The 25,543-nt window shown below is 38.3% G+C and carries 23 protein-coding genes; 13 read left to right on the forward strand and 10 right to left on the reverse strand.

What is annotated here, in order from left to right; translation table 11 throughout:
* Positions 1-162: 162 nt before the first annotated feature.
* From MHB51_RS15450 to MHB51_RS15475, 6 genes are all read right to left on the reverse strand, one after another.
* On the reverse strand, positions 163-1,038 hold the full coding sequence (locus MHB51_RS15450; RefSeq protein WP_342558526.1) for an ABC transporter permease: 876 nt from the start codon (positions 1,036-1,038) through the stop codon (positions 163-165).
* Positions 1,007-1,963 carry an ABC transporter ATP-binding protein gene (locus MHB51_RS15455; protein ID WP_201261967.1) on the reverse strand — a complete coding sequence of 319 codons (957 nt, stop codon included), beginning with the start codon at positions 1,961-1,963 and terminating at the stop codon, positions 1,007-1,009. Before MHB51_RS15455 ends, MHB51_RS15450 begins: the two co-directional genes overlap by 32 nt.
* Positions 1,960-2,370 carry a DUF3021 domain-containing protein gene (locus MHB51_RS15460; RefSeq protein WP_342558527.1) on the reverse strand — a complete coding sequence of 137 codons (411 nt, stop codon included), beginning with the start codon at positions 2,368-2,370 and terminating at the stop codon, positions 1,960-1,962. Before MHB51_RS15460 ends, MHB51_RS15455 begins: the two co-directional genes overlap by 4 nt.
* Before the next feature lie 4 nt (positions 2,371-2,374).
* On the reverse strand, positions 2,375-2,830 hold the full coding sequence (locus MHB51_RS15465; RefSeq protein ID WP_107943659.1) for a LytTR family DNA-binding domain-containing protein: 456 nt from the start codon (positions 2,828-2,830) through the stop codon (positions 2,375-2,377).
* A gap of 478 nt (positions 2,831-3,308) precedes the next feature.
* Positions 3,309-4,163, reverse strand: coding sequence for a malate synthase (locus MHB51_RS15470; protein ID WP_342558528.1), 855 nt, complete (start codon positions 4,161-4,163; stop codon positions 3,309-3,311).
* A 649-nt stretch (positions 4,164-4,812) separates the two neighbouring features.
* Entirely contained in the window at positions 4,813-7,899 is a 3,087-nt protein-coding gene (locus MHB51_RS15475) for an ATP-binding protein (RefSeq protein WP_342558529.1), read from the reverse strand.
* A 273-nt stretch (positions 7,900-8,172) separates the two neighbouring features.
* On the opposite strand from MHB51_RS15475, the gene MHB51_RS15480 reads away from it, so the two are divergent.
* The gene (locus MHB51_RS15480) at positions 8,173-8,433 is read left to right on the forward strand and encodes a hypothetical protein (RefSeq protein WP_107943662.1); all 261 of its coding nucleotides are present in this window, start codon (positions 8,173-8,175) and stop codon (positions 8,431-8,433) included.
* 111 nt (positions 8,434-8,544) lie between these two features.
* On the opposite strand, the gene rlmD is transcribed toward MHB51_RS15480, so the two are convergent.
* The 3 genes from rlmD to MHB51_RS15495 all read right to left on the reverse strand — a co-directional run bounded on the left by rlmD (position 8,545) and on the right by MHB51_RS15495 (position 11,806).
* The gene (gene rlmD / locus MHB51_RS15485; protein WP_342558530.1) at positions 8,545-9,918 is read right to left on the reverse strand and encodes a 23S rRNA (uracil(1939)-C(5))-methyltransferase RlmD; all 1,374 of its coding nucleotides are present in this window, start codon (positions 9,916-9,918) and stop codon (positions 8,545-8,547) included.
* Between the two features lie 65 nt (positions 9,919-9,983).
* Positions 9,984-10,781 (reverse strand): polysaccharide deacetylase family protein, encoded by a 798-nt coding sequence (locus MHB51_RS15490; protein WP_066164877.1) that lies wholly within the window; start codon positions 10,779-10,781, stop codon positions 9,984-9,986.
* A 125-nt stretch (positions 10,782-10,906) separates the two neighbouring features.
* Complete coding sequence (locus MHB51_RS15495; RefSeq protein WP_342558531.1) at positions 10,907-11,806, reverse strand: TIGR01777 family oxidoreductase; 900 nt, start codon at positions 11,804-11,806, stop codon at positions 10,907-10,909.
* Between the two features lie 96 nt (positions 11,807-11,902).
* Here MHB51_RS15495 and recX point away from each other — a divergent pair, with 96 nt between their 5' ends.
* From recX to MHB51_RS15510, 3 genes are read left to right on the forward strand one after another with little or no spacing between them, the layout of a single operon-like run.
* The gene (recX, locus tag MHB51_RS15500; RefSeq protein ID WP_066164883.1) at positions 11,903-12,706 is read left to right on the forward strand and encodes a recombination regulator RecX; all 804 of its coding nucleotides are present in this window, start codon (positions 11,903-11,905) and stop codon (positions 12,704-12,706) included.
* Positions 12,706-13,032, forward strand: a complete 327-nt coding sequence (locus MHB51_RS15505; RefSeq protein WP_342558532.1) for a YfhH family protein — start codon at positions 12,706-12,708, stop codon at positions 13,030-13,032. Before recX ends, MHB51_RS15505 begins: the two co-directional genes overlap by 1 nt.
* A 1-nt stretch (position 13,033) precedes the next feature.
* The gene (locus MHB51_RS15510; protein ID WP_066164889.1) at positions 13,034-13,294 is read left to right on the forward strand and encodes a YfhJ family protein; all 261 of its coding nucleotides are present in this window, start codon (positions 13,034-13,036) and stop codon (positions 13,292-13,294) included.
* Positions 13,295-13,697: 403 nt separating this feature from the next.
* On the opposite strand, the gene MHB51_RS15515 is transcribed toward MHB51_RS15510, so the two are convergent.
* Positions 13,698-14,684: a metal-dependent hydrolase gene (locus MHB51_RS15515; RefSeq protein ID WP_066164892.1), complete on the reverse strand. Its 987-nt coding sequence runs from the start codon at positions 14,682-14,684 to the stop codon at positions 13,698-13,700.
* 247 nt (positions 14,685-14,931) lie between these two features.
* Between MHB51_RS15515 and mutY the strand changes: the two genes are divergently transcribed.
* The 9 genes from mutY to nikC all read left to right on the forward strand — a co-directional run bounded on the left by mutY (position 14,932) and on the right by nikC (position 25,437).
* A complete protein-coding gene (mutY, locus tag MHB51_RS15520; RefSeq protein WP_342558533.1) occupies positions 14,932-15,963 on the forward strand; it encodes an A/G-specific adenine glycosylase in 1,032 nt (343 codons plus the stop codon).
* Between the two features lie 46 nt (positions 15,964-16,009).
* On the forward strand, positions 16,010-16,177 hold the full coding sequence (locus MHB51_RS15525; RefSeq protein ID WP_161485065.1) for a hypothetical protein: 168 nt from the start codon (positions 16,010-16,012) through the stop codon (positions 16,175-16,177).
* Between the two features lie 236 nt (positions 16,178-16,413).
* A complete protein-coding gene (locus MHB51_RS15530) occupies positions 16,414-16,965 on the forward strand; it encodes a DUF402 domain-containing protein (protein ID WP_066164901.1) in 552 nt (183 codons plus the stop codon).
* Positions 16,966-17,310: 345 nt separating this feature from the next.
* Complete coding sequence (locus tag MHB51_RS15535) at positions 17,311-19,056, forward strand: ABC transporter ATP-binding protein (protein WP_342558534.1); 1,746 nt, start codon at positions 17,311-17,313, stop codon at positions 19,054-19,056.
* Positions 19,057-19,372: 316 nt separating this feature from the next.
* Positions 19,373-20,416: an ABC transporter ATP-binding protein gene (locus MHB51_RS15540; protein ID WP_107943668.1), complete on the forward strand. Its 1,044-nt coding sequence runs from the start codon at positions 19,373-19,375 to the stop codon at positions 20,414-20,416.
* Positions 20,391-21,359, forward strand: coding sequence for a dipeptide ABC transporter ATP-binding protein (locus MHB51_RS15545; protein ID WP_066164910.1), 969 nt, complete (start codon positions 20,391-20,393; stop codon positions 21,357-21,359). Before MHB51_RS15540 ends, MHB51_RS15545 begins: the two co-directional genes overlap by 26 nt.
* 45 nt (positions 21,360-21,404) lie before the next feature.
* Positions 21,405-23,048 (forward strand): ABC transporter substrate-binding protein, encoded by a 1,644-nt coding sequence (locus tag MHB51_RS15550; RefSeq protein WP_342558535.1) that lies wholly within the window; start codon positions 21,405-21,407, stop codon positions 23,046-23,048.
* Positions 23,049-23,524: 476 nt separating this feature from the next.
* The gene (locus MHB51_RS15555) at positions 23,525-24,529 is read left to right on the forward strand and encodes an ABC transporter permease (RefSeq protein WP_066164916.1); all 1,005 of its coding nucleotides are present in this window, start codon (positions 23,525-23,527) and stop codon (positions 24,527-24,529) included.
* A gap of 14 nt (positions 24,530-24,543) precedes the next feature.
* On the forward strand, positions 24,544-25,437 hold the full coding sequence (gene nikC, locus MHB51_RS15560; protein WP_066164919.1) for a nickel transporter permease: 894 nt from the start codon (positions 24,544-24,546) through the stop codon (positions 25,435-25,437).
* The last annotated feature ends 106 nt before the right edge of the window (positions 25,438-25,543 follow it).

The following is a 25,543-nucleotide window of genomic DNA, read 5'->3' on the forward strand; positions in this document are numbered from 1 at the left end:
GTTATCTCTTAGCTTATTGAAGCGGAGGTGATATGGTTACATGTCGCAAAGTAAATCTTCCGACAGGAAAAGCGTAGGGGATAAATGCACTTTTAGTAAGTTCAGAAATATGAGTTGGAGCTCTTGCGTGTGGAAAGAGCGCCAACCGTAATGGCAATTAGATTATTTATGCCTTAATTTAAAAATCGAAATAGACACCCCTGTAAGTATAATAGTAGTAAATATAATAATCATATAGCTTGTTGATTGATTAAGCACAGTGCCATGCAGTTCATAGGATACGCCGTAAATTAATTTGTACTGCTCTATTGCTTCAGTAGGTGCTTCTGCAAATACTTTAATTAGTGAGTTTTCCATAAAGGCATTGCGCAATAGTAAAGTAGTATGACTAACGGGGAAGTACATAATGATATTTTGTGCAAAGCTTGGTAGTGCACCAATGGGGACATAGACACCGCATAAAAAACCGCTAAGTGTCCCAATGATAGTGCCCAAGGCTGCAAAGGAATTTTGAGTGTTAATAAAAAGTACAAAGAAAAAATTCATTATACTAGCTAGTAGGACAGATAAAATTAATAGTCCGCTAACTTTTAGAAAAGAGGAGATGCTTAACAAAGTACCGCCTGCGACTACAATAAATATCTCACAAATGATAAAGGCAATGAAAGTGAAAAACAAGCCAATAATAAATGCATTGAGCACATAGCTCATTTGAATTGTCGCGCGGGAAACAGGTGCTGTTAGAAAATCTGCTGTTGCCTTTGATTCAACATCCTTTATTGCAATCCCAAATGCTGCAAGTGTGGATGAAATCGCAATAATTGATAACAGTCCCGCTACAAACCATTCATTCACCATTGTAATAAGCTCGGGCGTTGCTTCTGTTGTTTGTTGAAGTGAATCAATTTGTGTTTTTTGTAAAAATAATGCGTAAAGACCAATAACGATAATAACTGATAATAATGAGAAAAAAACGGCTGCTTTATCACGTCTAAATACTTTATTATTACGTCCAACTAGGCTTAATAGCGCTTCCATTATAAGGTTCCTCCTGTTCCATAATACGTACAAAGACATCGTCCATCGTACCTTTTATTACTTCAAAGGATGCAATGAGAGGCTCTAATCGATTTAATAATGCTAATGCATCTAATGTAGATTGGACTCGAATTGTAAAAATGCCTTGTTTTTCTATATAACTAATACTATTTTCTCTAAGCCATGTCATCCCGTCTGAAAATTCATGGAAGGAAATTGCGAGCTGGTCATAGGCATATTTCACTTTTAAAGCGTCAGGAGTCCCTTCAGCGACAATTTCACCTTGTTTAAGCACAATTACTTTATGAGCCATTGCAGCCTCTTCCATATAATGTGTTGTTAAAAAAACAGTCATATTAGTTTGTTCCTGTAGTTGTTTAATTGTTTGCCAGACAAATTGGCGCGTTTGTGGGTCAAGTCCGGTCGTAGGCTCATCTAAAAACAAAATAGTAGGGCGGTGGATGAGTGCTTTCGCAATATCCACTCGCCTTTTTTGCCCACCAGATAATGTGCCATATTTTTGTTTTTCAATATCTTTTAAATTTAAGTAATTCAAAACAAACTGATAGTTTTCGAGTAGCTGTATTTTTGACAGTCCGTACATTTTTCCTCGATGCATTAGGTTTTCATATACTGTCAAACGCTCATCTAACAGACTTTGTTGAAAGACAACACCAATCGACTTGCGAATTTCAGCATTGCTAGAGCTATTATCGAGAGTATGACCATTAATCGTTACTACACCACTAGATTTTTTTAATAAGGTACATAAAATTTCAATTGTTGTTGATTTACCCGCCCCATTTGTACCAAGAAAGGCGAAAAATGTGCCTTGTTCAACCGAAAATGAAATGCCTTTTACAGCTTCCTTTTTAGCATAGGACTTACGTAAGTTTTCAACTTGGATAACGGTTTTCACTTTCATTGCCCCCTTCGCTTTTGAATCATTTTATTAATTTGTTCGATATCCTTCTTCTGTAGTAAATACATCATCGTCCAAACGATAAAATAAATAATTGCCTCTGAGATGAGTACATTGACGATTCCAAAATGAGTAAACCATTCACCGAAATAACCAGCAACTACTACGAAAAGGGTTACGCCAATTAGGTGAGAGAGAAGCTGTAATGCAAAAGGTATACGTTCAGCCTCAAAAAGCAGAGATAGCGGTCCAATGGCAGCACCTAAAACTGTAGCAATAATGATTTGTTGAAGTAGTGCTTCACCTGATATAAGCGTGTTTGATTCAGAAAGTACACTAATTGTTACTAAAATATAAGAGCTACTAAGTGCAATCAGTATGCCGATAACAATCATGCGTAAAATTTTCATTCTATCAATCCTTTCCAATGCCGAGATGGCGCTTCAAGTCTTTTAAATATTTGCGGCTTACAGGAATGCTCGTAGCGTTTTCGAGCAAAAGCTGGGTTGTTCCAATCTTACCCATTTGGATTGAGGAAATTTTGTGAATATTGACGAGTGTCGATTTATTTACTCTGACAAAATCCTTCGCTAATTGTTTTTCTAGCTCGTATAATTTTCGCTTCGCTTCATATTCTTGCTCATCTGTTTGCAAGTAAATTTTCGAATCTTCGGCATAGATAGAAAAAATATCAGTGATTTTGAGCAAATGAATTTCTTGCTGTAAATAACCATCAATTACACCTGCATGCACAGTATTGGCAGCTTTTAATTGCTTCATCAACTGTTCAATTTGTTCATTATATTCCTTTGCATATATATGAATCTCTGTTTGTTCTAAGGCACTGTTAATTGTTAATTGAATTTTCAATTGGGGGCCTCCTTATTACCTCAAATCGAATTCGCTATAATTAATGTAGCATAGAAAAATTTGCATATGCGAAATTTTCGGATAAGTGGTTAGATTTTCGATATAAGGAGTAGATTTTGGAGAGTAAAATACACGATAGGCTTTAACTTCTTTCAGCAGGGTATAGTGCGATGAGTAACCGCAGGAGCAAATTATTTTGTATCGATAGGAAGGCAACAGGTACAGAAGCCTTCGTGATGAGGTCAGTTAACTTTGGCGTAATTGTTAATTAGTTTCACCAAACACTCCATATGTCGAGAGGGGATATGGTAATACAATATGAGGGGGGACAATTTAATTTAAATATTAACTTATATTACTGGATAGTGTCAGTTACTATCGCTTGAATGTTTATTTACACACTTAATAGCAAACAGAGACAAGCACTGTTTGCTATTAGTAAAGTTTCCTGTTATTCTTATTATCTTTGGGCTAACGTCTAAATACGCATTAATGCACCATCAGGTTTTGATAACTCCTGTTCTGTTATCTGATTCATTTTACAAAAGTGTTTTAAAAACTGTTGTGCTAGCTCTCGTTCCGTTGGGTCACTTTTCAATGAGACTATATCGTGCAAAATTTGAGCCATCCATAAATTGTCGAAATATCGGTATTTGCCTGTTTTCCATGTCATATTCTGCGGAGATTTTTCGTTTACATAGTATTTCCAAAATAGCATCTGATTTGCTTCTTGTTCTGTAAGTTGGAGTTTGTATTTTGAATGAGCAGGAATATAGCCATCTTCACAAAGTTTACCGATAAAATCTTCATTCACCATATAGACACCTAAAATACATCTGTCTTTTTCAGGCATGTTGGAATCTATTGCCGTTAACAGGACAGCGCTATTTTGATGCAAGCGAATCGGTTTGTTTGGTTTCCCTTTGTTAGTACCGCTTTTTATTACACCCGAAAAAACCTTCCACTCTGAAAAAGAACTACTCTGTTCTTCTATGTCACACCAAAAAACCATTTGTGATTTGGGATGAAGTTTATGGTTATTCATAAGCTTTTCATATTCCAAGCGGAGCTCCTGTTTTTTTCGTTGAAGTTTTTTTTCTTCTTCCTTCTTCTGTTCTTCCTTTTTTTGTTCTATTTCTCTTTGCTGTATAATTTTTTCAAGTGAATTAGCAGCACTTTCATCATGCAGTTTTAGGTGTTTTCCAAATACATCAGGGAAAATGAACTTTTTACTTTCCGTTGCGAAATGTATTTCGATAGTGGAGTCATTATGTTTAACTATACTCCCTGTGCCAAAACGTTTGTGTGTAACTTTCTTATTGATTAGATTCATTATTTTAGCCCTCCTTATAGAATAAAAAAATCGGTTACTATTAGTTAATAATTAGTGATTTTATCCAACTAACTTCTTTTGAAACCCATACAATTGCTTGAACTTTTCTTCCATAAAAAATAGATATAAAAAAACGCATCCATAATTCTATCTACAAAAGTACAGCGGAATTAGGAATACGATTGAAAAAACAATTGTAAAATTATTATAACATTTTTCTGAAAAATTCACAAATTTATTATTGACAATGCGCTTTATCGTGAGGTAAAATGAAATTTTGTTCCTTGGAATGAAGGTTGCGATGTTTGTTTGAATTGCATCTTGAATTGGTAGATGTGTCTAACAATTGAGGTGTAGCTCACTTTTTAATTATACTAATCTAACCGTGCGACAACTTCACGATATGTGAAGTGTATGTGGCAACACAGGGATAATCCCTCTATATATAAAGTACAAAAAACGAAATTGCATGTCGCAACTTCGTTTTTTTTTGAATGGACTGAAACTAATTATATCCCTGCTTCTTCTTTTAAATTGATACGTGCATGTGAACATAATTCATTTCAATACAAATATCTTTTTGAATAAAGATACATCATGTTACTCAAGTATAAAAGAATCGTTGCATATGATTGATTACCATCGGACACTAGATTTTCACAACAAAGGATACTACTGTCCCTTGATTTGGTGCACTTTTAATTTGAAGACCTGTACCAAAAAGTCTCATTAATCGTTGATTCGTATTAATTAAACCAATGCTCGTCTGGTTATCATTCTTTCTTTCCAATAAGCTTTGTAATTGAGTATCATCCATACCAACACCATCATCTTCAATTGAAATCTCAACATAATCTTCATGAACAGAAACTCTAATAACGATTTTTCCTCCACTGATACGCTTCATAATTCCATGTCTTACGGCATTTTCTACTAAGGGTTGAATTGTCAGGAAAGGAATCTTGAGATCTTTATATTCATCCATTTTCCAAACAACCTGTAATCTATCGCCGAAACGCACTTGTTCAATATTCAGATAAGATCGCACAATATTTAATTCTTCTTCTATTGGGATTAACCCTTCAATATTTTGAAATTGAAATTTGCTTCTTAAAAAATCGCTCAAATTATTTAGCATATCATTCATCTTATCTAAGTCGGTGGAACTTAATGCAATGACTGAATTTAATGTATTGAATAGAAAGTGGGGCTGAATTTGAGCTTGTAACCATGCAGCCTCTAATTGTAATTGTTCGCGAACTACTTTTTTTATAGTTGTGAGCGCCTTAACTCTCGATCTAAACTCCAACATTTCAACAGGCTTTGTCACATAATCGTTAGCACCAGCTAAAAAACCAGCTTGTATATTATTTGGCTCACTCCTAGCGGTAAGTAGTAAGATAGGGAGCTCTGTAGGTGAATAACGATTACGAATCTTCTTGGTTAACTCATAGCCAGACATCTGTGGCATCATGATATCAGAAATAACTAAACTAAATTCCTTTCCATCTAATTTCTCAAGAGCTTCTTTTCCACTCGTCGCGATAGTGATTTCATATTGTTCAACTGATAAAATCGATTGAAGCACTTGTAGATTAATCGGATCATCATCAACAATTAATATGGATGGCTGCGCGGACTTTGCCTCCATTAATGTCGTTTGATCTGTAGCAACTGATGTTTCTAGATTCGCCAAATCGATGGAAGTTTCAATTACATGACTCTCAGACTTTCTTTGAAATGTGGTGTACTGACCTTTCATGGATGAAATATTTTTATTTTTTTCATACTCATCCAACGGGGCCAACTTTAGTGAGAAGGTGAACTTTGACCCTTTTCCAATTGTTGACGATACTTCTAGTTGTCCGTCATGCAGTTCAACTAATTGTTTACTTATATTCAAACCTAATCCAAGGCCGCCTTCATTCATTGCTTCATCTGCCGCTTGCTCATAAGGTTGAAACAAACGTTCCATAAAATTCTCGTTCATTCCTATCCCTGTGTCGGATATCATAATAAACGCTTTTTTATCCTCTACCTTAGCTTGAATGCAAATTTCACCTTCATTCGTGTATTTCACAGCATTGTGAAGTAAATTATAGATAATTTGATTGACCCGATTCTCGTCTGCAATCACAGGTGGAAAATCCTCTGGAATTTGATTAACAATTTTTACTGGCTTGACTTCAACAAGGAATTGCAGCATGTCGATTACACCAGTGACAATGGGCTGAATCGTAATATTTTTTTTCTGTAGACGCGGATGCCCCTCCCTAAGGCTTGCGGCATCAAGTAAATCATTTAATAACAATGACATCCGCCGACCGACCGCTAAAATTGTTTCAAGTTCATGGACACTTCTGTTCTTTAATAGATGTCTTTCTCTATTTAATATTGATTGAGACATGTTAATCATCCCATGAAGTGGATTCTTAAACTCATGGGAGGTGTTCGCTAAAAATTCGTCTTTATGCTCATTCATTTTTTGTAATCTTAATGCAAGTTTCTCTGTTTCAGCATGCATTTTAAGATAATCCTTGAACCAAATGGAGGCAAAACAACCAATAGAAATAATCAAATCGAATGGGTAATGAACAATACTTATGCCCGCTTCTCTCCAATAGATACCCCAAATAAAATGGTGAATGGCTGCTGTAAAGGAAAGTAATAATAAAACGTTACCTGTGATATCTATATAAATTTTTTTAATTATCGCAAATAGCGCGACAGCAACTGCAAATCCTGCCAATAGATAATAAACAGGAAACAACATCATAATTTGAGTCGGAGATGAAAACAAAGTAATGATGGCCATCCCGATGCAGACAATCGAGTATATGTATGTCATAATCCGCCTATAAGACAGCTTAGAATGGTCTATGCACTGTAACAACGCAAAGGAAGCAATCGGAATTGTCACATTTGCTAAACGAAAATCCCACTCATATCCAACATTAAATAGTAGGTGAAATAATTTTTCATCATTGCTTATTAAATTCATTAACGTTATACATAACAAAAGCAAAGAAAAGGATAGCAGCTTTTTCTCACGATTTCCTAAAAAATATAGAACAAAGGCATAAACCGAGTGGATTAAGAATATTACTGAAGCTAATACTTGCATGGATAAAGACAAGTTTCTTTCAGTAGACATGGCCGCTTCTGAACCAAATTTTATCGATCGAATCATACCGCTTCGTCGAACATCTTTAAAATTTGCTGCTTGAATAACAATTTCAATTACACCATTTTCATCTGCTGTGAAGGTTGCTGAATAGGGCAAATTTTTTGCTTTGTATTCATCTTCAGTTTTACCTACTTGTCCTGACCCGGCCAAGTGTCGCCCATTAATATATAATTCAGAAGAACTACGTACACTTGGTACGTATAGACTGTAATTCATCCTCTCAGTCGGATTTACAATTATACGTAAGCGATAGGAACCATATCCATAAGGAGTTGATGCTCCATCATAAAGGCCCTCATTCCACCTACCTGGTACTTGAACAAGCTTCCTCTGTTGATTGCTTGAATTAGTTTGCGGTTCATCATCTATCAACCATTGTGACGGGTAAAACTCCCACTCCCCGTCAAGCAACAGAACTTCCTCCTCCTGCGTATTCCAATCCAGCAAATCCAATTGTCCATTCTCTATTTGCGTATGTGAGAGGTTTTGAAACGTAGCCTCCCATAAAATACGAGAGCCTGATAATATGAGTATAAATAATCCTATCATTATGAAAATATGTCTATTTTTCATATATGTTTTCGCAGAATCAACTCTGCCTCCCCTCTCTATCCAACTATCTTGGTTATTTACATGAAGCATTACTTGACCTAGTTTATTAATTAAAAATATTAATCAGTTTAAGCAATTACATTATATTATATTTTACTCAAATTCCATATAACAAGGAGTTGTCCAAGAAGCCTATTTTATTTTGACACCGCATTGAAATCAATGTTTTCATCGCTTCCCTTTTACTGAAGGATAGCGCTGCTAAAGCGAATGTTCATCAAATTTTTAAAAGAGGCGTTCTCTGTTTATCCCGTATTAACAAATTTGTTTGCGACGAGTAACCGCAGGAGCACAGACCCCCACTTCAAAATAGCAGATAAAATCAAGATGTTTAAGTGGGGAATCAAACAGCCTGTAAAAACTAAGAATGAGGCCAACACGATGTTGGTCACACAAGCGTTTTCGCAGGATGCGAAAACGCTTGTGTACCTCTATCACCAATCAGTGGGGATGTGCGAAAACCCCAACTGATTGGAGGTTCACTTTATAGGAATCAACATTTTGCGAAACATCATCGCTACTGTCTAAAATGCTGGCTATGCACGGCTTTTTGGACAGCCACTTTGCAACATACATTTTATTTTACTTGCGTAATTCCATGTTACAAACAACCTCAACTTGTGCAGTCTGTGGGAACATATCAACAGGCTGCAAATATTCCACCTTATACAGCTTCGTTAATTGCTGTAAGTCCTTCGCTAATGTGGAAGGGTTGCAAGACGTGTAGACAAGACGCTTCGGCTTAATTTTTAAAACAGATTGGATGAAGCTTGCGTCCAACCCTGTACGCGGTGGGTCTACTGTAATAACATCTGGCGTGAAGCCTTCGCGACGCCAGCGGGCAAGCAAGTCTTCTGCTTTACCTACATAATAACGCGCGTGTTTGAAGCCGTGATTACGGGCGTTGCGCTTTGCGTCAGTTATGCTCTCTGGTACGATATCCATGCCGCGTACTTCCTTTGCATCACGTGCTAGCCATAAGCCAATCGTACCGACACCGCAGTAAGCGTCGACAATTGTTTCTTTCCCAGTTAGTGCTGCTGCTTTTTTTATTTCATTATATAAGTGCACTGTTTGCTTGGGATTAAGCTGGAAAAAGGCACGTGAAGATAAATCGAATGCTAATTCACCAAGCTCCTCGTGAATTGTTCCTTTCCCATCTAAAATAATTGTTTCATCCCCGAAAATAAGTGATGTTTTCTCACGATTAATATTTTGAGTAATTGATACAATAGATGGATCTAGCTTTTTCATACGTTCGATTAATTCCGCTTTATGTGGAAGCTCATTGCGTGTAGTTACAAGGCATACTTGTGTTTCACCTGTTCGAATACCTGTACGCACAACGATTGTACGTACTAATCCATTTAATGTTTTGCCATCATAAATAGAGATGCCGAGCTTTTGTAAAATTTTACGAGTGCCGACCGTAATTTTCGATGTGGCAGGGTGCTGCACGAGGCAATCATTAATATTAAGGAGCTTGTTGGAGCCTTCTGCGAAGAGTCCAGCATATACGCGTTTGCCTTCTTTACGCACTTGAAATTGGCTTTTATTGCGGTAATGCCAAGGGTTATCCATACCGATTGTTGGGCGAATAATAGCGTTTGCTGCTACTTGCGGCACATATTTTTCGAGTGCTTGTATGACGATATCACGTTTATTTCTTAGCTGTGCCTCATAATTCATATGCTGAAGCTGGCAGCCCCCACATTCATCATAAACAGGGCAAGGAGCCTCTTGTCTATCAGTGCTTTTTTTACGAATTGCTAAAACTTCCGCTTCGGCAAAATTGCGTTGCAGCTTTGTTACTTTTACCGTTACTTCTTCCCCAGGTAATGCGCCTTTGACAAACACAACATTGCGCTTGAAAAAGCCAACGCCCTCTCCATTAATGCCAAGTCTTTTAATTGTTAAAGGGAATTTTTGCCCGAGTGTCATTGTTATTTGGTTCATTGCTTTCACATCCTTATACGAGTTCATCCCACCATTATAACGCATGGTGGGATGAAAAAAAAAGATTAAGGTAATGTGACACCTTCATATTCAAGAACGAGGTCATCTAATGATTGAAATGTGTAGCCTTGAGCCTTTGCATCCTGTATAAATTTGGGCAATGCCTCGGCATTATCCTGTGCGACTGTATGCATTAAAATAACTGCGCCAGGATGTAGCTGCTGCATTAGGGCATCATAGGCATATTTATAGCCGCGGCGCTCATCCTTCAGCCAATCCTTAAAGGCAACAGACCAAAAAATATGACGATAGCCATACTCATTGCCTACCTTTAATAGCTGTTCATTAAATATTCCTTCTGGTGGTCGGGCATAATAAGTACGTTCAATACCTGTTAGCTCCTTTAACTTCTGATCAAACTTTTGCCATTCAGCGACCATTTCGCTATCAGAAAGTCGTGCCATATTTGGATGTCCATAAGAATGATTGCCAATTGTATGACCATCCGCCACCATGCGTTTTACTAAATCCGTGGCGCTCGTTAAATAATGCCCTGTTAAGAAAAAGGTTGCTGGGACATTTTCGGTAGCTAATGTGTCTAAAATACTTTCAGTAAAGCCGTTTTCGTAGCCGTTATCAAAGCTTAAATAAGCAATTTTTTCGTCAGGCTTTCCTTTGTAAATAGCCCCATATTTGTCAAGCAGTGCATCGAGCTGTGCGCCAGCCTGTGCGGGCTCGTTATTTGTTGAACGCTTAAAGCCCCAATGATATTCAGCTGCCTGTGCAGTAGAGTTTGTTGATAGCATAAATGTAACGATTGTTGCGCAAATAAGCATGATGCCTAAAAAATGATGTTTCCACATATTCGTGCAAGCCTCCCTTTTCAATGTAGCATTTACAGGCTGTGCGCTAATAGCCTGTAAATGCCCGAACTAACAATCAGTAGTGCTGATTGAAGTTTCACTTTCTAAGTAGGTTGCACAAAAAGCTAAGACTTATACAAATCACGAAGTGCTTGTTCAAGTGTAGGGAATTGGAAAGTAAAGCCTGCTGCAACTAGCTTATCGGGCACAACATGTTGACCTTCTAGGACGAGCACACTTTTTTCACCAAGTGCAAGTTGGAGTGCAAAGCTTGGCACAGGTAACCAATGCGGTCTATTTAAAACGCGTCCTACTGTTTTTCCAAAGCTTTTCATCCGCTGTGCATGTGGTGCTGTAAAATTAATCGGACCTTCAAGTGAAGATGTTTCAATTAAATATAAAATAGCTCGTGCCACATCATTGACATGAATCCATGACAGCCATTGCTTGCCAGAACCAATCGTACCACCAACAAACATTTTATAAGGCATAACGACTAATGGCAGTGCACCGGCGGTTTTATCTAAAATAACACCAAAACGAGCTAAACATGTGCGAATACCTAATTGTTTTGCAAGAAGTGCCTTCTGTTCCCAATCTGTCACTGTTTTTCCTAAAAAATCCTGTGCCCGTTGTGTTGATGTTTCATTATATGTAGCCGTTGTAGAAATAGGATAGATACCGACAGCGCTCGCATTTACAATAACTTGAGGAGGTGCTCCTAGCTGCGTCACAATGCGTAGCATTTCTTCGGTAGCGGTCATGCGGCTATTATAAATTGCTTCTTTTTGTTCAGCGGTCCAACGTCCATCATTTAGAGAAACACCTGCTAAATTGACAAATGCCTCAATGCCTTCAAGTTGCTCAAGGGGCAATACACCATTTAACCATTGAACATAGTGTACGCCCTTTTCAAGCTTTGGCTGTCCACGAGTTAAAATGATGACTTCATGCCCTTGTTGTTGTAGCAAAGTTGTAAGTGTATGACCAACTAAGCCTGTACCACCTGCAATTGCAATTTTCATCGTAATCTCCTCCTTTTGCCTTTCATACTGTATTCGTGAAAGGTTGCAAAAAAACCTGTATACTAAAGATAATTCGTAGAAGAAAGGAAAGAAGGCATGTTTGTTATTACGAAAATAGGGCGTCAAAAAAACAATGCAGAGCGCTATAATATTTATTTGAATGAAAAATATGCCTTTGCCGTAGACGAAGGAACGCTAATTCAATTTGGATTGACAAAAGGCAAGGTGCTTGAGCAATTTGATATAGATGAAATTACGTATGAGGATGAAATTGCTAAGGCGTTTAGCAAGGCATTGCATTTTTTAAGCTTTCAAATGCGTAGCGAATATGAAGTGAAAAAAAAATTGCTTGATGCAGGGCATGGGGAGGCTGTTGTTTTAGAAGCTGTTCGCAAGTTAGAGCGGCTAGGGTTTTTAAACGATGAAACCTATTCGAAAGCCTTGCTAGAAACGAAGAAAAAAACAGCAAGTAAGGGGCCACGTGCAATCAAGCAGGATTTAATGAAAAAAGGGATTGATAAAAAGCTTCAAGAGCAGGTGTTACAAACGTTTACACATGAGGACCAGCTACAACTTGCCCTACAGCTAGCAGAAAAGGAAGTACGTGGAGGCAAAGGGCGAACGCCAGCTCAAATAAAGCAAAAAATACAAGATGTACTTGTACGCAAAGGATATTCGTTTACAATTGTACAAGAAGTGCTTGAACAAATAACGATTGAGCGACAAGATGAGGAGTGGCAGCATTTAATTGAAGAGCAGGGCGATAAAATTTGGCGTAAATATGCAGCGAAGCTGCAAGGCATTGAGCTACATATGAAAGTGAAGCAGGCACTTTATCAAAAAGGCTTTCCAATTGAAATTATTAATAGCTATATAAATCATAAGGAGTATGAAGAGTAATGGAAAAAAATTATGCAGCTATGACAGGGCAGGAGTTGCGAGTAGAAATTGCGGCATTGAGAGAAAAGGCACGCAAGGCAGAGCAGCTAGGCATTATGAATGAGTTTGCCGTTTATGACCGAAAAGCAATTATGGCAGCATCTTATTTAGTGGATTTAGATAAAATCGTGCTCGGTGAAATGTACCGTATTGACGGTGCGCCGGGAGAGTTTTTTAAAGTTGACCGCTTAAAAGGACGCTTTGCTTGGGGGCATCGTCTAGGCAGTGAGCGCTATGAGGAAGCGTTGCCTGTAGCCATGTTATTGCCGATGAAGGTAGGGAAATAACATGGAGCAGCATATTGAAAAGTTAACAGCGCATTTGCTGAAAAAAAATCCAGCACTATCAAAAGGGCGTGCACGCACATGGGTCGAGTTGCTGTGGAGTGATTTTGAGGCAACTTCCGCAAAAGCGGGTTATGCGTTTCGGGGAGCCGACTATACGGCAAACCTTGTAAAGCAACTAATAGAGAGCTACGGTGACAAGCTACATGAATTTGCGGGCAAAAATCCAAAATATGCACATTTATTAAATAATAGTGATGAGTAAGGGTGACCCAAATGCCGGCAACTACACGGCATTTGGGCCGCTAGCGGTAGTGTTTTTGTAAAATGTTTGGTTTTGAAAATAGCGAGTGATTTCTTTGGAAAAGAGAGGAACCAGACTTTTGCAGTGTTTTCCTTAGTAAAAGGGGAGAGATAAAAATTTTTTTGCAATGCTTTGCTACAAAATTGTATTATTGGCATTTCCCCTAAGTGAAAAAAGGAGACACTGTACACTATCAAAACAAATTGTTCTAGACTCTCACTTTAACAACAGGAGAAACATCGCTAGTCCCTATGTTTCTTTTATTTTCAAAGAAAGCTCTCTCCACTTTAATAAGCAAACAGTTTCTCAAAGCACTACCGACAGTGTTCGAGAAGCCGACAACTGCACGACTTTTCGAACACCTTTAATCACTTGCCCCAATTTGTAGCTTCCTTTGCAGCTTATCCTCTGTGAAAATCCATCCAGTATATGATGTGATGATGTCTAAATCATCATTTAAGTGTGCTACAGCAACAAATGGATAACGATTATTGCTGCGATAGCGCAAGTCAATTAGACGAACCTCTGTTAAGTCATTGTCAAGCTCGGAAATCTCCCAGCGATAAAGAGGAGAGAAAGAGACAAAGGCTGCTAAATTTGAATCGCTCAAAGCTTTTTCTATAAGCGGCGTTTTAGGTAGTGGGTGAATTTCGAATTTGTCATAAATATTGACTGTTCGTCCGTAAGCTTTTCCTACATAATAATGCGTTTTAGAGGCGGCTGCTACGCGCCAATTGAAAAAGCGCATTGTCGGTGCAACAATAACAAATTCCTCATCCTGAATTGTCGCATGGACTGCTTTTTTAACAGCATTTTGCACGAAAAAGCGTAGAATATAGTATAGAAAAATAATAAAGTACATAATGCTGAACATTAAAACTGGATTTGCCCCGAAGGCCCATAGTAAAAGACCAATACAATGAATTGTAAAAATAAATGGGTCAAATGTGTTGATAACACCTAATGCCACCCATTTTTTCGAGAATGGGCGTAATGCTTGTGTGCCGTAAGCGTTAAAAATATCAACGAAAACATGAAGAAAGACAGCAAGTTGAATCCAGAGCCATAAGTGAAAACTGTTGGCATCTTGGAAAATTAACGATAAAATAGCCGTTATGAGGAGAGGCCATAATAAAGTAGCGGGAATAGAATGAGTAATTCCTCGATGATGACGTATATATATAGCGTTATTACGCATTTTTAACACAGTATCAATATCGGGTGCTTGTGAACCAATAATTGTACCTACCATTACTGCAGTAAATGTGATGGAATGGTTTGCAACGACGGGGTCAGCTAGCGCTAAGCCGCCAAGTGCAATGCCCATAACTAAATGTGTACCAGAATCCAAAATTTATCATCTCCTTTTATTCCGCATTAACGGGCAGTAAAACTCCCACTTCAAGACTTAAGTGAAAATCGGCTTAAGGATAAGTGAGAGATCAACTGCCCGTAAAAGCCCGATTGGTTCAACTAACAATCAGTGGGATGAGGAAAACCTCCACTGATTGAAGTTTCACTTTATCTAAGGACATCTTATTACTTCTATCATATACCCTTTTTCAATGAAAGAAAATCTAAAATAAGCGGAGGAAACTGTGAATTACGAATATAAGCAACAATTTCGACACGCCTTAGTCGAATGGTTTAATAAAGAAAAAAGAGACTTACCTTGGCGACAGACGACAGAGCCTTACCATATATGGGTATCAGAGGTCATGCTACAACAAACACGTGTAGATACCGTTATTCCTTATTACAATCGTTTTATTGAGCGCTTTCCAACTGCCGAGACGCTTGCCTATGCACCCGAGCAGGAGCTTTTAAAAATGTGGGAAGGGCTAGGTTATTACTCACGTGCTCGCAATTTACAGGCAGGTGTACGTGAAGTTGTTGAAACTTATAATAGCGTTGTACCCGATAACCGAGCAGATATTTCCAAGCTAAAAGGTGTTGGTCCTTATACAGCAGGTGCCATTCTTAGTATTGCTTATGGCAAGCCAGAACATGCAGTCGACGGTAATGTAATGCGTGTTTTAAGCAGGGTATTACATATAAAAGAGGATATCGCTTTACAAAAAACGCGCAAAGTCTTTGAGGAGGCAGTTGATTTTTTAATTGACCCAGAAAATGCATCTTCCTTTAATCAAGGATTGATGGAGCTAGGCGCATTAATTTGTACACCGACTTCTCCTAAATGCTTATTATGCCCTGTACGCGAATATTGTATAGCATTTGAAGCAGGTGATGCAGCGGAGCTGCCTGTGAAAACGAAGAAAGTGAAAATGAAAGAACTTAATTATGATGTAATTGTTATTGAAAACAATGAGGGTAGCTATTTATTAGAGAGGCGACCAGAAAAGGGATTACTTGCTGATATGTGGCAATTTCCGATGTTGGAGCGAGGTAAAGAAAATATAACAGAAAAATATGGGGTGGAAATAGGTGAACAAAAGCTTATACTCCAGTTCAAGCATGTTTTTTCACATTTAACATGGCATATCGATAGCTATTACACAGTAGCAACAGCTATTTTATCTGAAAATAGGGAGTGGTTTACAAAGGAGCAAATAGCAAATTTGCCGATGCCCGTCCCAATGTTAAAAATTTGGTCAAAAATGGATGTATAAATCACTTTATCGCGCGCACAATAATGAGCACGGAGGTGATTTGAAGATGAAACGCAATCGTCAAAACAATGAGCAAGGGCAAAATCAAAACCCTACACAACGCGAGGAGTTTGCAACAGAGCCAGATTTCCGCGAGATGGAAAAAAATAATCAATATGCTGGTAAACAGCAGCCGAAGAAAAGCTTTGGCAACCAAAACGAAGAAACGAAATAGTTATAAAAGAGGGGTGTCGGGAAAACAAAACTTTCCCGACGCCCTTCTTGCTTGTTTGGCCAATTTGTTGTTTTTAATAATTTTGTGTTTTCTCACTACACGTTTATCTGAACGATTGCTATAATAAAATATGAATGTTACATTATAATATAAATATTTATCTCGATTCAGAAGAAAATAGTCAGTAGGAGTCGAGACAGAATTGCTTAATGGTGGACAAAAAGGTGGGCTTTGATATGGCATTACCAGTAGAAGGAGAAACGATACAAATACATAGCTACAAACACAATGGTCGCATTCATCGTATCTGGCAAGAGACGATGGTGCTAAAGGGAACTAAAAATGTCGTTATTGGCGCAAATGAAAAGACCCTTGTAACAGAATCAGATGGGCGAACTTGGTTGACGAGAGAGCCGTCGATTTGTTATTTTCATGCAGAGCATTGGTTTAATATTATTTGTATGCTACGCGAAGATGGTGTGTACTATTATTGCAATATGAGTTCACCATTTGTATATGACAGCAATTCCCTTAAATACATCGATTACGATTTAGATGTAAAGGTTTTCCCGGATATGTCATACACATTACTAGATGAGGACGAGTATGAAGAGCATAAAACAGCAATGGCTTATCCTGAAGTAATTGATAAAATTTTAAAGCGTAATGTAGCCAAGCTAATAAGCTGGATTCAACAGCGCAGAGGTCCATTTGCACCTGATTTTATCGAAGTATGGACAAATCGCTATCATCTAAACCGTGAAATTCAAGGGGAAAATAGGTCATAATAGGCGTCCGAAAAGCGTGCTAAAGCACTGCTTTTCGGACGTTTCGTTTGTATTTTATCCCGCATTAACGGGCAGTAAGCCTCCCACTTCAAGACTTGAGTGAAATCGGGTTAATAATAAGTTGGAGAATAACTGCCGGTAAAAGCCCGAATGATTCAACTAACAATCAGTGGGGAGAACACCCACTGATAGAAATTTCACTTTATCTTGATTCAGCAAATCTTCAACCGCAGGAGCAATTGTCTTTTAGTACTGAAAGCGAATCGCCAGATACAGATTTTCTTTTAAATTTGTTATAATCAATATTTAGACAATCGAAGTATTAAAAAGGAAGTGGAGAAGCACTTGGACAGTATGAAAAGATATATGCGCTTTGTGAAGCCATATACTTTGGAATTGATATTAACAATTATTATTGGTGTTTTAAAATTTGCAATCCCATTATTCATTCCGTTGCTTATACAAATTGTGATTGATGATATTATTGGCTCGGATACACTAACAAGGGCGGAAATGACGAAGCAGCTTGTTTATTGGCTAGGTGGAACATTAATTGTGTTCTTTATTATTCGCCCACCAATTGAATATTATCGTCAATATTTTGCACAAAATATTAGCAATAAGGTGTTATTTGATATTCGTAAGGAATTGTATACACATTTGCAAAAATTAAGCTTAAAGTATTATTCAAATACACGAGCAGGGGAAGTTATTTCGCGAGTCATTAATGATGTTGAGCAGACAAAAAACTTTGTGATGATTGGCTTAATGAATTTATGGCTTGACTTGGTAACGATTTTGATTGCCATAGCGATTATGCTAACGATGGATGTAAAGCTTACATTAGTCGCACTTATTTCCTTCCCACTTTATGCGTTCAGTGTGAAATACTTTTTCGGTAAATTACGTGATTTAACACGTAAACGTTCGCAGGCACTAGCAGGTGTACAAAGTTATTTGCATGAACGTGTAGCAGGAATTAGCATTATTAAAAGCTTTACTTTAGAGCGCCATGAGCAAAAAATATTTGATGAGACGAATGGAGAGTTTTTAAATAAAGCGCTAGACCACTCAAAATGGAATGCAAAATCATTCGCAGTCGTTAATACGATTACAGATATTGCACCGCTATTAGTCATTGCTTATGCAGGCTACCAAGTAATACATGAAAACCTATCGCTCGGTGTGATGGTCGCATTCATCGCTTATATTGAACGTCTATATGGTCCGTTGCGCCGACTTGTAAGCTCTTCAACTACATTAACACAATCGATTGCATCGATGGATCGTGTATTCGAATTGTTTGATGAAAAATATGATATTGTCGATAAAGAGCTCGCTCAGCCTTTAAAAAAGGTAGCGGGGGAAGTGGCATTTAAAGATGTTATTTTCCGCTATGAAGATGAGGGGCAAAACGTTTTACGAAATATCAATTTTACAATTAAAGCTGGTGAAACAGCAGCCTTTGTAGGAATGAGCGGTGGAGGGAAATCAACGATTGTTAGCTTGATTCCAAGGTTTTACGATGTGAAATCGGGTGCTGTAGTAATCGATGGTATGAATGTGCAAGATGTGACACTTGAATCACTACGCTCGCAAATTGGTATTGTATTGCAGGATAATATTTTATTCAGCGACTCTGTTAAGCATAACATTTTAATGGGGAAACCAGATGCTACAGAGGAAGAAATTATTGCGGCAGCTCAGGCGGCAAACGCTCATGACTTCATCATGAATTTGCCAAATGGCTATGATACGCAAGTCGGTGAGCGCGGCGTCAAGCTATCTGGTGGGCAGAAGCAACGTATTGCCATTGCTCGTGTATTTTTGAAAAACCCTCCGATTCTTATATTGGATGAGGCGACATCCGCGCTTGACTTAGAAAGTGAAGCATTAATCCAAGAATCGCTAGAGCGTCTAGCACATAATCGCACAACGATTATTATCGCTCATCGCCTTTCAACAATTACACATGCAAATAAAATTTTCGTTATTGAGCATGGACAACTTGTCGAAGAAGGTAATCATGAGCAATTGATGCAGCAGCAGGGCGCTTATTATAGTTTGTTTCAAGTGCAAAAACTTGAATAATAGCTACATAGCATATAGCTAGATATAAAATTCGTGTGAGAAAAACCTTACACGAATTTTCGTTTTAAGGATGATATATAGTAAGTGGAGTATGTATATACCTCGCAATTATAGGGATTTGCACGGAGCACGAAATTCTAAAAAGGATTTCGTATTTTTTTGTAGAATAATAGTTACAGAATTTTCTGTACAATGAAGGTGAAATAGAATATTATGAAATAACTAACTATTCGAAAAAATGAATAATTTAATTAAGTTTTCAAAATAGATGGTTTACATACTATTTTATGTATTTTATGAATAAGGGGGCAGCTAGATGAGCCGAAAGCAAATTCTTGAGGTGAAAGATTTAGAGACGAGTTTCTTTACAGACGATGGAAGGATTGCCGCCGTCGATTACATTAGCTTTTCTGTAGAGGAAGGTGAAATTCTAGCTATAGTGGGGGAATCAGGCTGTGGTAAAAGTGTTACCTCATTATCGATTATGGGGTTAGTGCCAAGCCCGCCGGGGAAAATTACAAACGGTGAAATTTTACTTGATGGTAAAAATTTAGCGACACTTTCTGAAAAAGAAATGCGAAAAATTAGAGGAAGAGATGTTGCAATGATATTTCAGGAGCCTATGACATCGCTAAATCCGTTATTTACAATTGGCAATCAAATGATTGAAGCGATACGTATTCATAATAAAAAATGGACGAAAAAACAAGTTAAAGATAGAGCGATAGAAATGCTGAAGTTAGTTGGCTTACCACGTGCAGAAGAGCTGCTAAGCTCATATCCGCATCAGCTATCTGGGGGGATGCGTCAAAGGGTTATGATTGCTATGGCGCTTGTTTGTGACCCAAAGGTATTGATAGCGGATGAGCCTACAACAGCTTTAGATGTAACAATTCAAGCGCAAATTTTAAAGCTCATGAGAGATTTGAATAGAAGATTGCAAACGGCTGTTTTATTAATTACGCATGATTTAGGAGTTGTGGCAGAAACATGTGAACGCGTTATTGTCATGTACGCAGGACAAATTGTAGAGCAAGCACCTGTTCAAGAAATTTTTAATAATCCACAGCACCCATATACGAAAGGGCTAATTCAGTCAGTGCCAGATATGCGCTATAAAAAGGATGCATTGTATTCCATTCCTGGCAATGTGCCAAAACCTGGCTCTATTGAACAAGGCTGTCGTTTTGCACCGCGCTGCGCCTACGCCTTCCCACGTTGTAGTGTCGAAAATCCAGAACTTTATAGTAAAAAGAAAGCGCATACAGCGCGCTGCTTTTTACTAGATTCAGAGCATGAAGCAGTGCTTCAGCCAGAGGTGGGGGGACATGTCAATGACGAACGTATTATTGAAAGTTGAGAATTTAACGAAATATTTTCCGATTCGTGCAGGTATGTTAGCACGAAAAGTTGGAGATGTGAAAGCAGTTGATGACATATCATTTGAAGTATACGAAGGTGAAACATTAGGGATTGTGGGAGAATCAGGATGTGGAAAGTCGACAACAGGGCGCGTGATTATGCGGCTGCATGAGCCGACAGGTGGTAAAGTCACTTTTGATGGGGTGGAGTTAACCTCCCTTTCAGGTGAGGAGATGCGAAAGGCTAGGCGCGATATTCAAATGGTATTTCAAGACCCATACGCTTCGCTAAATCCACGTCATACGATAGAGAAAATTTTAGAAGAGCCTTTAATTGTTCATGGTATCGGAAATGCAGAAGAACGTAGGCGTAAAGTAATCGAATACTTAGAAGTAGTAGGCTTAAGCGCATACCATGCGAAACGCTACCCGCATCAATTCAGTGGAGGGCAGCGCCAGCGTATTGGTATTGCCAGAGCACTAATGACAAATCCGAAACTCATCATTGCAGATGAGCCAGTATCGGCACTCGATGTATCAATTCAGGCACAAGTATTAAATTTAATGCAAAAGCTGCAAGAAGATTTAAAACTAACATATATTTTTATTGCACATGATTTAGGTGTTGTCCGCCATATTAGTGATCGTGTGGGAGTAATGTATCTTGGCAGAATGGTGGAGCTAGCAAATAGTGAAGATTTATATGCGGAGCCGCTACATCCTTATTCACAAGCATTGCTCTCCGCTGTGCCGATACCAGATCCTAGCTATGAGCGTGAGCAGGTTATTTTAACAGGGGACATCCCGAGTCCGTCTAATCCACCGACGGGCTGTGCTTTCCATACACGCTGTCCTATGGCAATGGATATTTGTAAGCAAGAAATTCCACAATTTAAGCAAGTTAAATCTGGTCATTCTGTTGCCTGTCATTTATATAAATGATAGATAACGATGATAATAGATATAAAAAATTTAGGAGGGGTTCATTTGAAAAAGAATTTTTGGCTACTTGGTTTATTGTTATTAGTACTTTCTATCTTTTTAGTAGCTTGCGGTGCTGACAAAACAGATGGAGACAATAGCTCGTCATCAAATACTGACAATACAGATAATGCGGATAACACAGATGATGGCAATGAAGAAACTTCATCGAAGCCTCAAATTTTAGTATTTGGTCGCGGGGGAGATTCTGTTTCTTTAGATCCAGCAATCGTAACAGATGGTGAATCATTTAAAGTAACACAAAATCTTTTTGAAACATTGTTAAACTTTGGTGAGCAAGATACGACAATTCACCCGGGTTTAGCAACGAAGTGGGATATTAGTGATGATGGTTTAACATACACATTTGAGTTACAGCAAGGTGTTAAATTCCACGATGGGACAGATTTCAATGCAGAAGCAGTCGTGAAAAATGTTAATCGCTGGAAAGGTGGAACAGAGGAAGATTTCTACTATTTCAACTCGATGTTTAAAGCAGAGGGGCAAGATATTATTACAGATGTAAAGGCGGAGGGCGATTATACAGTTGTATTCACACTATCACGTCCACAAGCGCCATTCTTGAAAAATCTTGCGATGAGTCCATTTGGTATCGCCTCACCAACTGCATTTGAGGCGTCGGGCGATAAATTTGGCGATGACCCAGTAGGAACAGGTCCATTTAAGTTTGTAGAATGGAAGCGCAATGATTCTATTACAATTGAAAAATTTGCAGATTACTGGCAAGACGGGCTACCGAAGCTTGATAAAGTTATTTTCCGTTCAATTCCAGATAATTCAGCGCGCTTGAATGCTTTAACAGCAAATGAAATCGATTTAGCAGATGGTATTAATCCATCAGATGGTGCAAATATTGAATCGAATGCAAACTTACAATTAATTGAGCGACCATCTATGAATATTGGTTACTTAGGATTAACAAGCACACGTAAGCCTTTTGATAATAAATTAGTACGTCAAGCAGTAAACTATGCGATTGATAAGCAAGGTATTGTCGATGCGTTCTTTGAAGGGCGTGCACAAGTGGCGAAAAATCCAATGCCACCTTCAATTAGTGGCTATAACGACGATATTGAAGGATATCCATATGACCCAGAAAAAGCGAAAGCATTATTAGCTGAAGCAGGCTATGATGGAACACCGATTGAACTATGGGCGATGCCTGTACCACGTCCATACATGCCTGATGGTGCAAAAGTAGCTGAAGTTATCCAAAAAAATCTTGCGGATATCGGTATGCCAGCGAAAATCGTCACATATGAATGGGCTACGTATTTAGATAAAGCAAAAGATGGGGAAGCAGATGCATTTATGTTGGGATGGACTGGTGATAATGGGGATGCTGATAACTTCATTTATACATTACTAGATGAAGACAATATCGGTAGCAACAACTATTCATACTTCAAAAATGCAGAAACACATAAATTATTAATTCAAGCACAATCTGAAACAGATGAAGATGTGCGTATTGAGCTATACAAAAAAGCACAGGAAATTATTCATGATGAAGCACCTTGGGTTCCGTTAGCGCACTCGACGCCATTACTTGCTGCGAAAGCAGAAGTAAAAGGCTTCTTACCGCATCCAACAGGCTCTGACAAATTATTAAATGTATCAATTGAGTAGTGAGATAGGGGGGCTGACCAAAAAGCCGTGCATAGCCGGCATTTTGGTCAGTAGCGATGATGTTTTATAAAATCTTGACTCCTATAAATAGAGAACGCCTCTTTTAAATTGAGATGAACACTGGCTTTAACAGTGTTTGTCTCCAGTAAAGTGGAGTGATGAAAACCTTTATTTTAATGCGGTGTCAAAATAAAATGGAATTTTCAGACGCCCCGATTTTCTAGATGCATCTGCATGAAAACGAAATACTATCAACCTTGCAGAAAAATTGTGAAAAAGTTGAAATTACTTTTAAGCAATTGAAGTTAAAATTAAAAGTAAATTATTCAGTGTTAACTTTTCAAAGGGTGTATTCATTTTTCTAAATGGTGAATGTTTTAATGCAATTACAACTTGATGTCTGAAAAGTGGCACACCAGTCTGCTTTTCGGACAACTGTATATAGACAACAAGATTTTATAGAGGGGTGAAGAATCATGCTTCACTACATTGGCAAACGCTTATTGCATTTAATTCCGGTTCTTCTTGGAATGACGTTTATTGTATTTTTAATTATTCGAGCGATTCCTGGTGACCCAGCCCAAGTAATTTTAGGACAGCAGGCAACGGCTGAAGCAATTGCAGCATTGCGTGAGAAACTAGGTTTAAATAATCCTTGGTACATACAATACTTTGATTATTTAAAAGGTATTTTAACAGGTGATTTAGGTGAATCATTAAGAACTAGACAGGAGATTGTATCGGAAGTATGGCCCTATTTAGCGGCGACATTTGAGCTTGCTATTTTTGCAATGATTATTGCTGTTATTGTCGGAATGAATGCAGGGATTATTTCCGCATGGTTTCAAAATTCATGGTTCGATTATATTGCGATGGTTGTAGCGCTAATTGGCGTATCTATGCCCATTTTCTGGCTAGGTTTAATGGAACAATGGATTTTTAGTATTAATTTGGGATGGCTACCAACATCCGGGCGAGAGGAAGTACGCGATCCTGTATCGGCAATTACGCATTTATACTTAATTGATACGTTGTTGCAAGGTCGCTTTGATCAATTTGTCGTATCGTTAAAACATTTAATTTTACCTGGTGCCGCACTGGCGACAATTCCGACTGCTATTATTGCACGTATGACGAGAGCTTCAATGTTAGAAGTAATGCGCTCAGATTTTGTGCGAACTGCACGTGCAAAAGGACAAAAAATGTTTGTTGTTATTTATAAACATGCATTGAAAAATGCACTAATTCCAGTGTTGACGATTGTCGGACTCCAAACAGGGATGCTATTAGGTGGGGCAATTTTGACAGAAACCATTTTTAGTTGGCCGGGTATAGGACGCTATATTTACGAGGCGATTGGCTACCGTGATTATCCTGTTATCCAGTCAGGGATTTTAATCGTAGCATTTTTATTTATCATGATTAATTTAATCGTTGATATTTTGTATACAGTGATTGATTCAAGGATTAAATACAACTAGGAGGAGGGGAAAATATGTCTGAAATTGCATCGAAAAGCAATGTTACTATGGTACAACAAGATAAGGTAGCTGGACCTTGGAAAGAGGCATGGCGCAGTTTTCGTAAAAGTAAATCGGCGCTAATTGGAACAGCTATCGTCATATTTTTCGTCCTTCTAGCAATTTTGGGTCCATTCATTGCACCGCAAGGGATTAATGATCAAAATTTATCACAACGTTTATTGGCCCCATCGGCTGAGCATTGGTTTGGTACAGACGATTTAGGGCGGGATATTTTTTCACGTATTTTACATGGTGCACGCATTTCTTTAACTGTTGGTTTTTTTGCTGTAGTTATATCAGCAACAGTGGGGAGTTTTTTAGGGATTATTGCGGGCTATTATGGAAGATGGGTGGATACAATTATTTCGCGCCTTTTCGATATTATGCTAGCATTTCCTAGTATTTTATTAGCAATTGCAGTTGTATCGATTTTAGGGCCATCTTTGCGCAATGCTTTAATTGCTATTGCGATTATTAATGTACCGAATTTTGGTCGTTTAATTCGATCACGCGTGCTATCCATTAAAGAGGAGGAATATATCCACGCAGCTAAGGCGATTGGAATGAAAAATTCACGTATTTTATGGCGGCATATTTTGCCGAACTCGATGACCCCTGTTATTGTCCAAGGAACGTTAGCTATTGCAACAGCAATTATCGAAGCGGCAGCATTAGGTTTTTTAGGGCTAGGCGCTGAAGCACCGCAACCTGAATGGGGCAAAATGCTTGCAGATGCACGTATTTTTCTGTTGAATGCACCGTGGGCAATGGTCTTCCCTGGTTTAGCAATTATGCTTACTGTTATTGGCTTTAATTTAATGGGAGATGGCTTGCGAGATGCCCTAGACCCGAAGATGAAGAATTAGATAGCGAGCGTTCAAAACAGCCGGGCAGTTGCCGGCATTTTGAACGCTTTTGTTTGTATTTGCTTTGAAAATATGAAAAACAGGGGGCTTAGCGCTATTTTCCAAG

Origin of the sequence: Metasolibacillus sp. FSL K6-0083 (assembly GCF_038630865.1) — a bacterium.
GTDB classification, from domain to species: domain Bacteria; phylum Bacillota; class Bacilli; order Bacillales_A; family Planococcaceae; genus Metasolibacillus; species Metasolibacillus fluoroglycofenilyticus.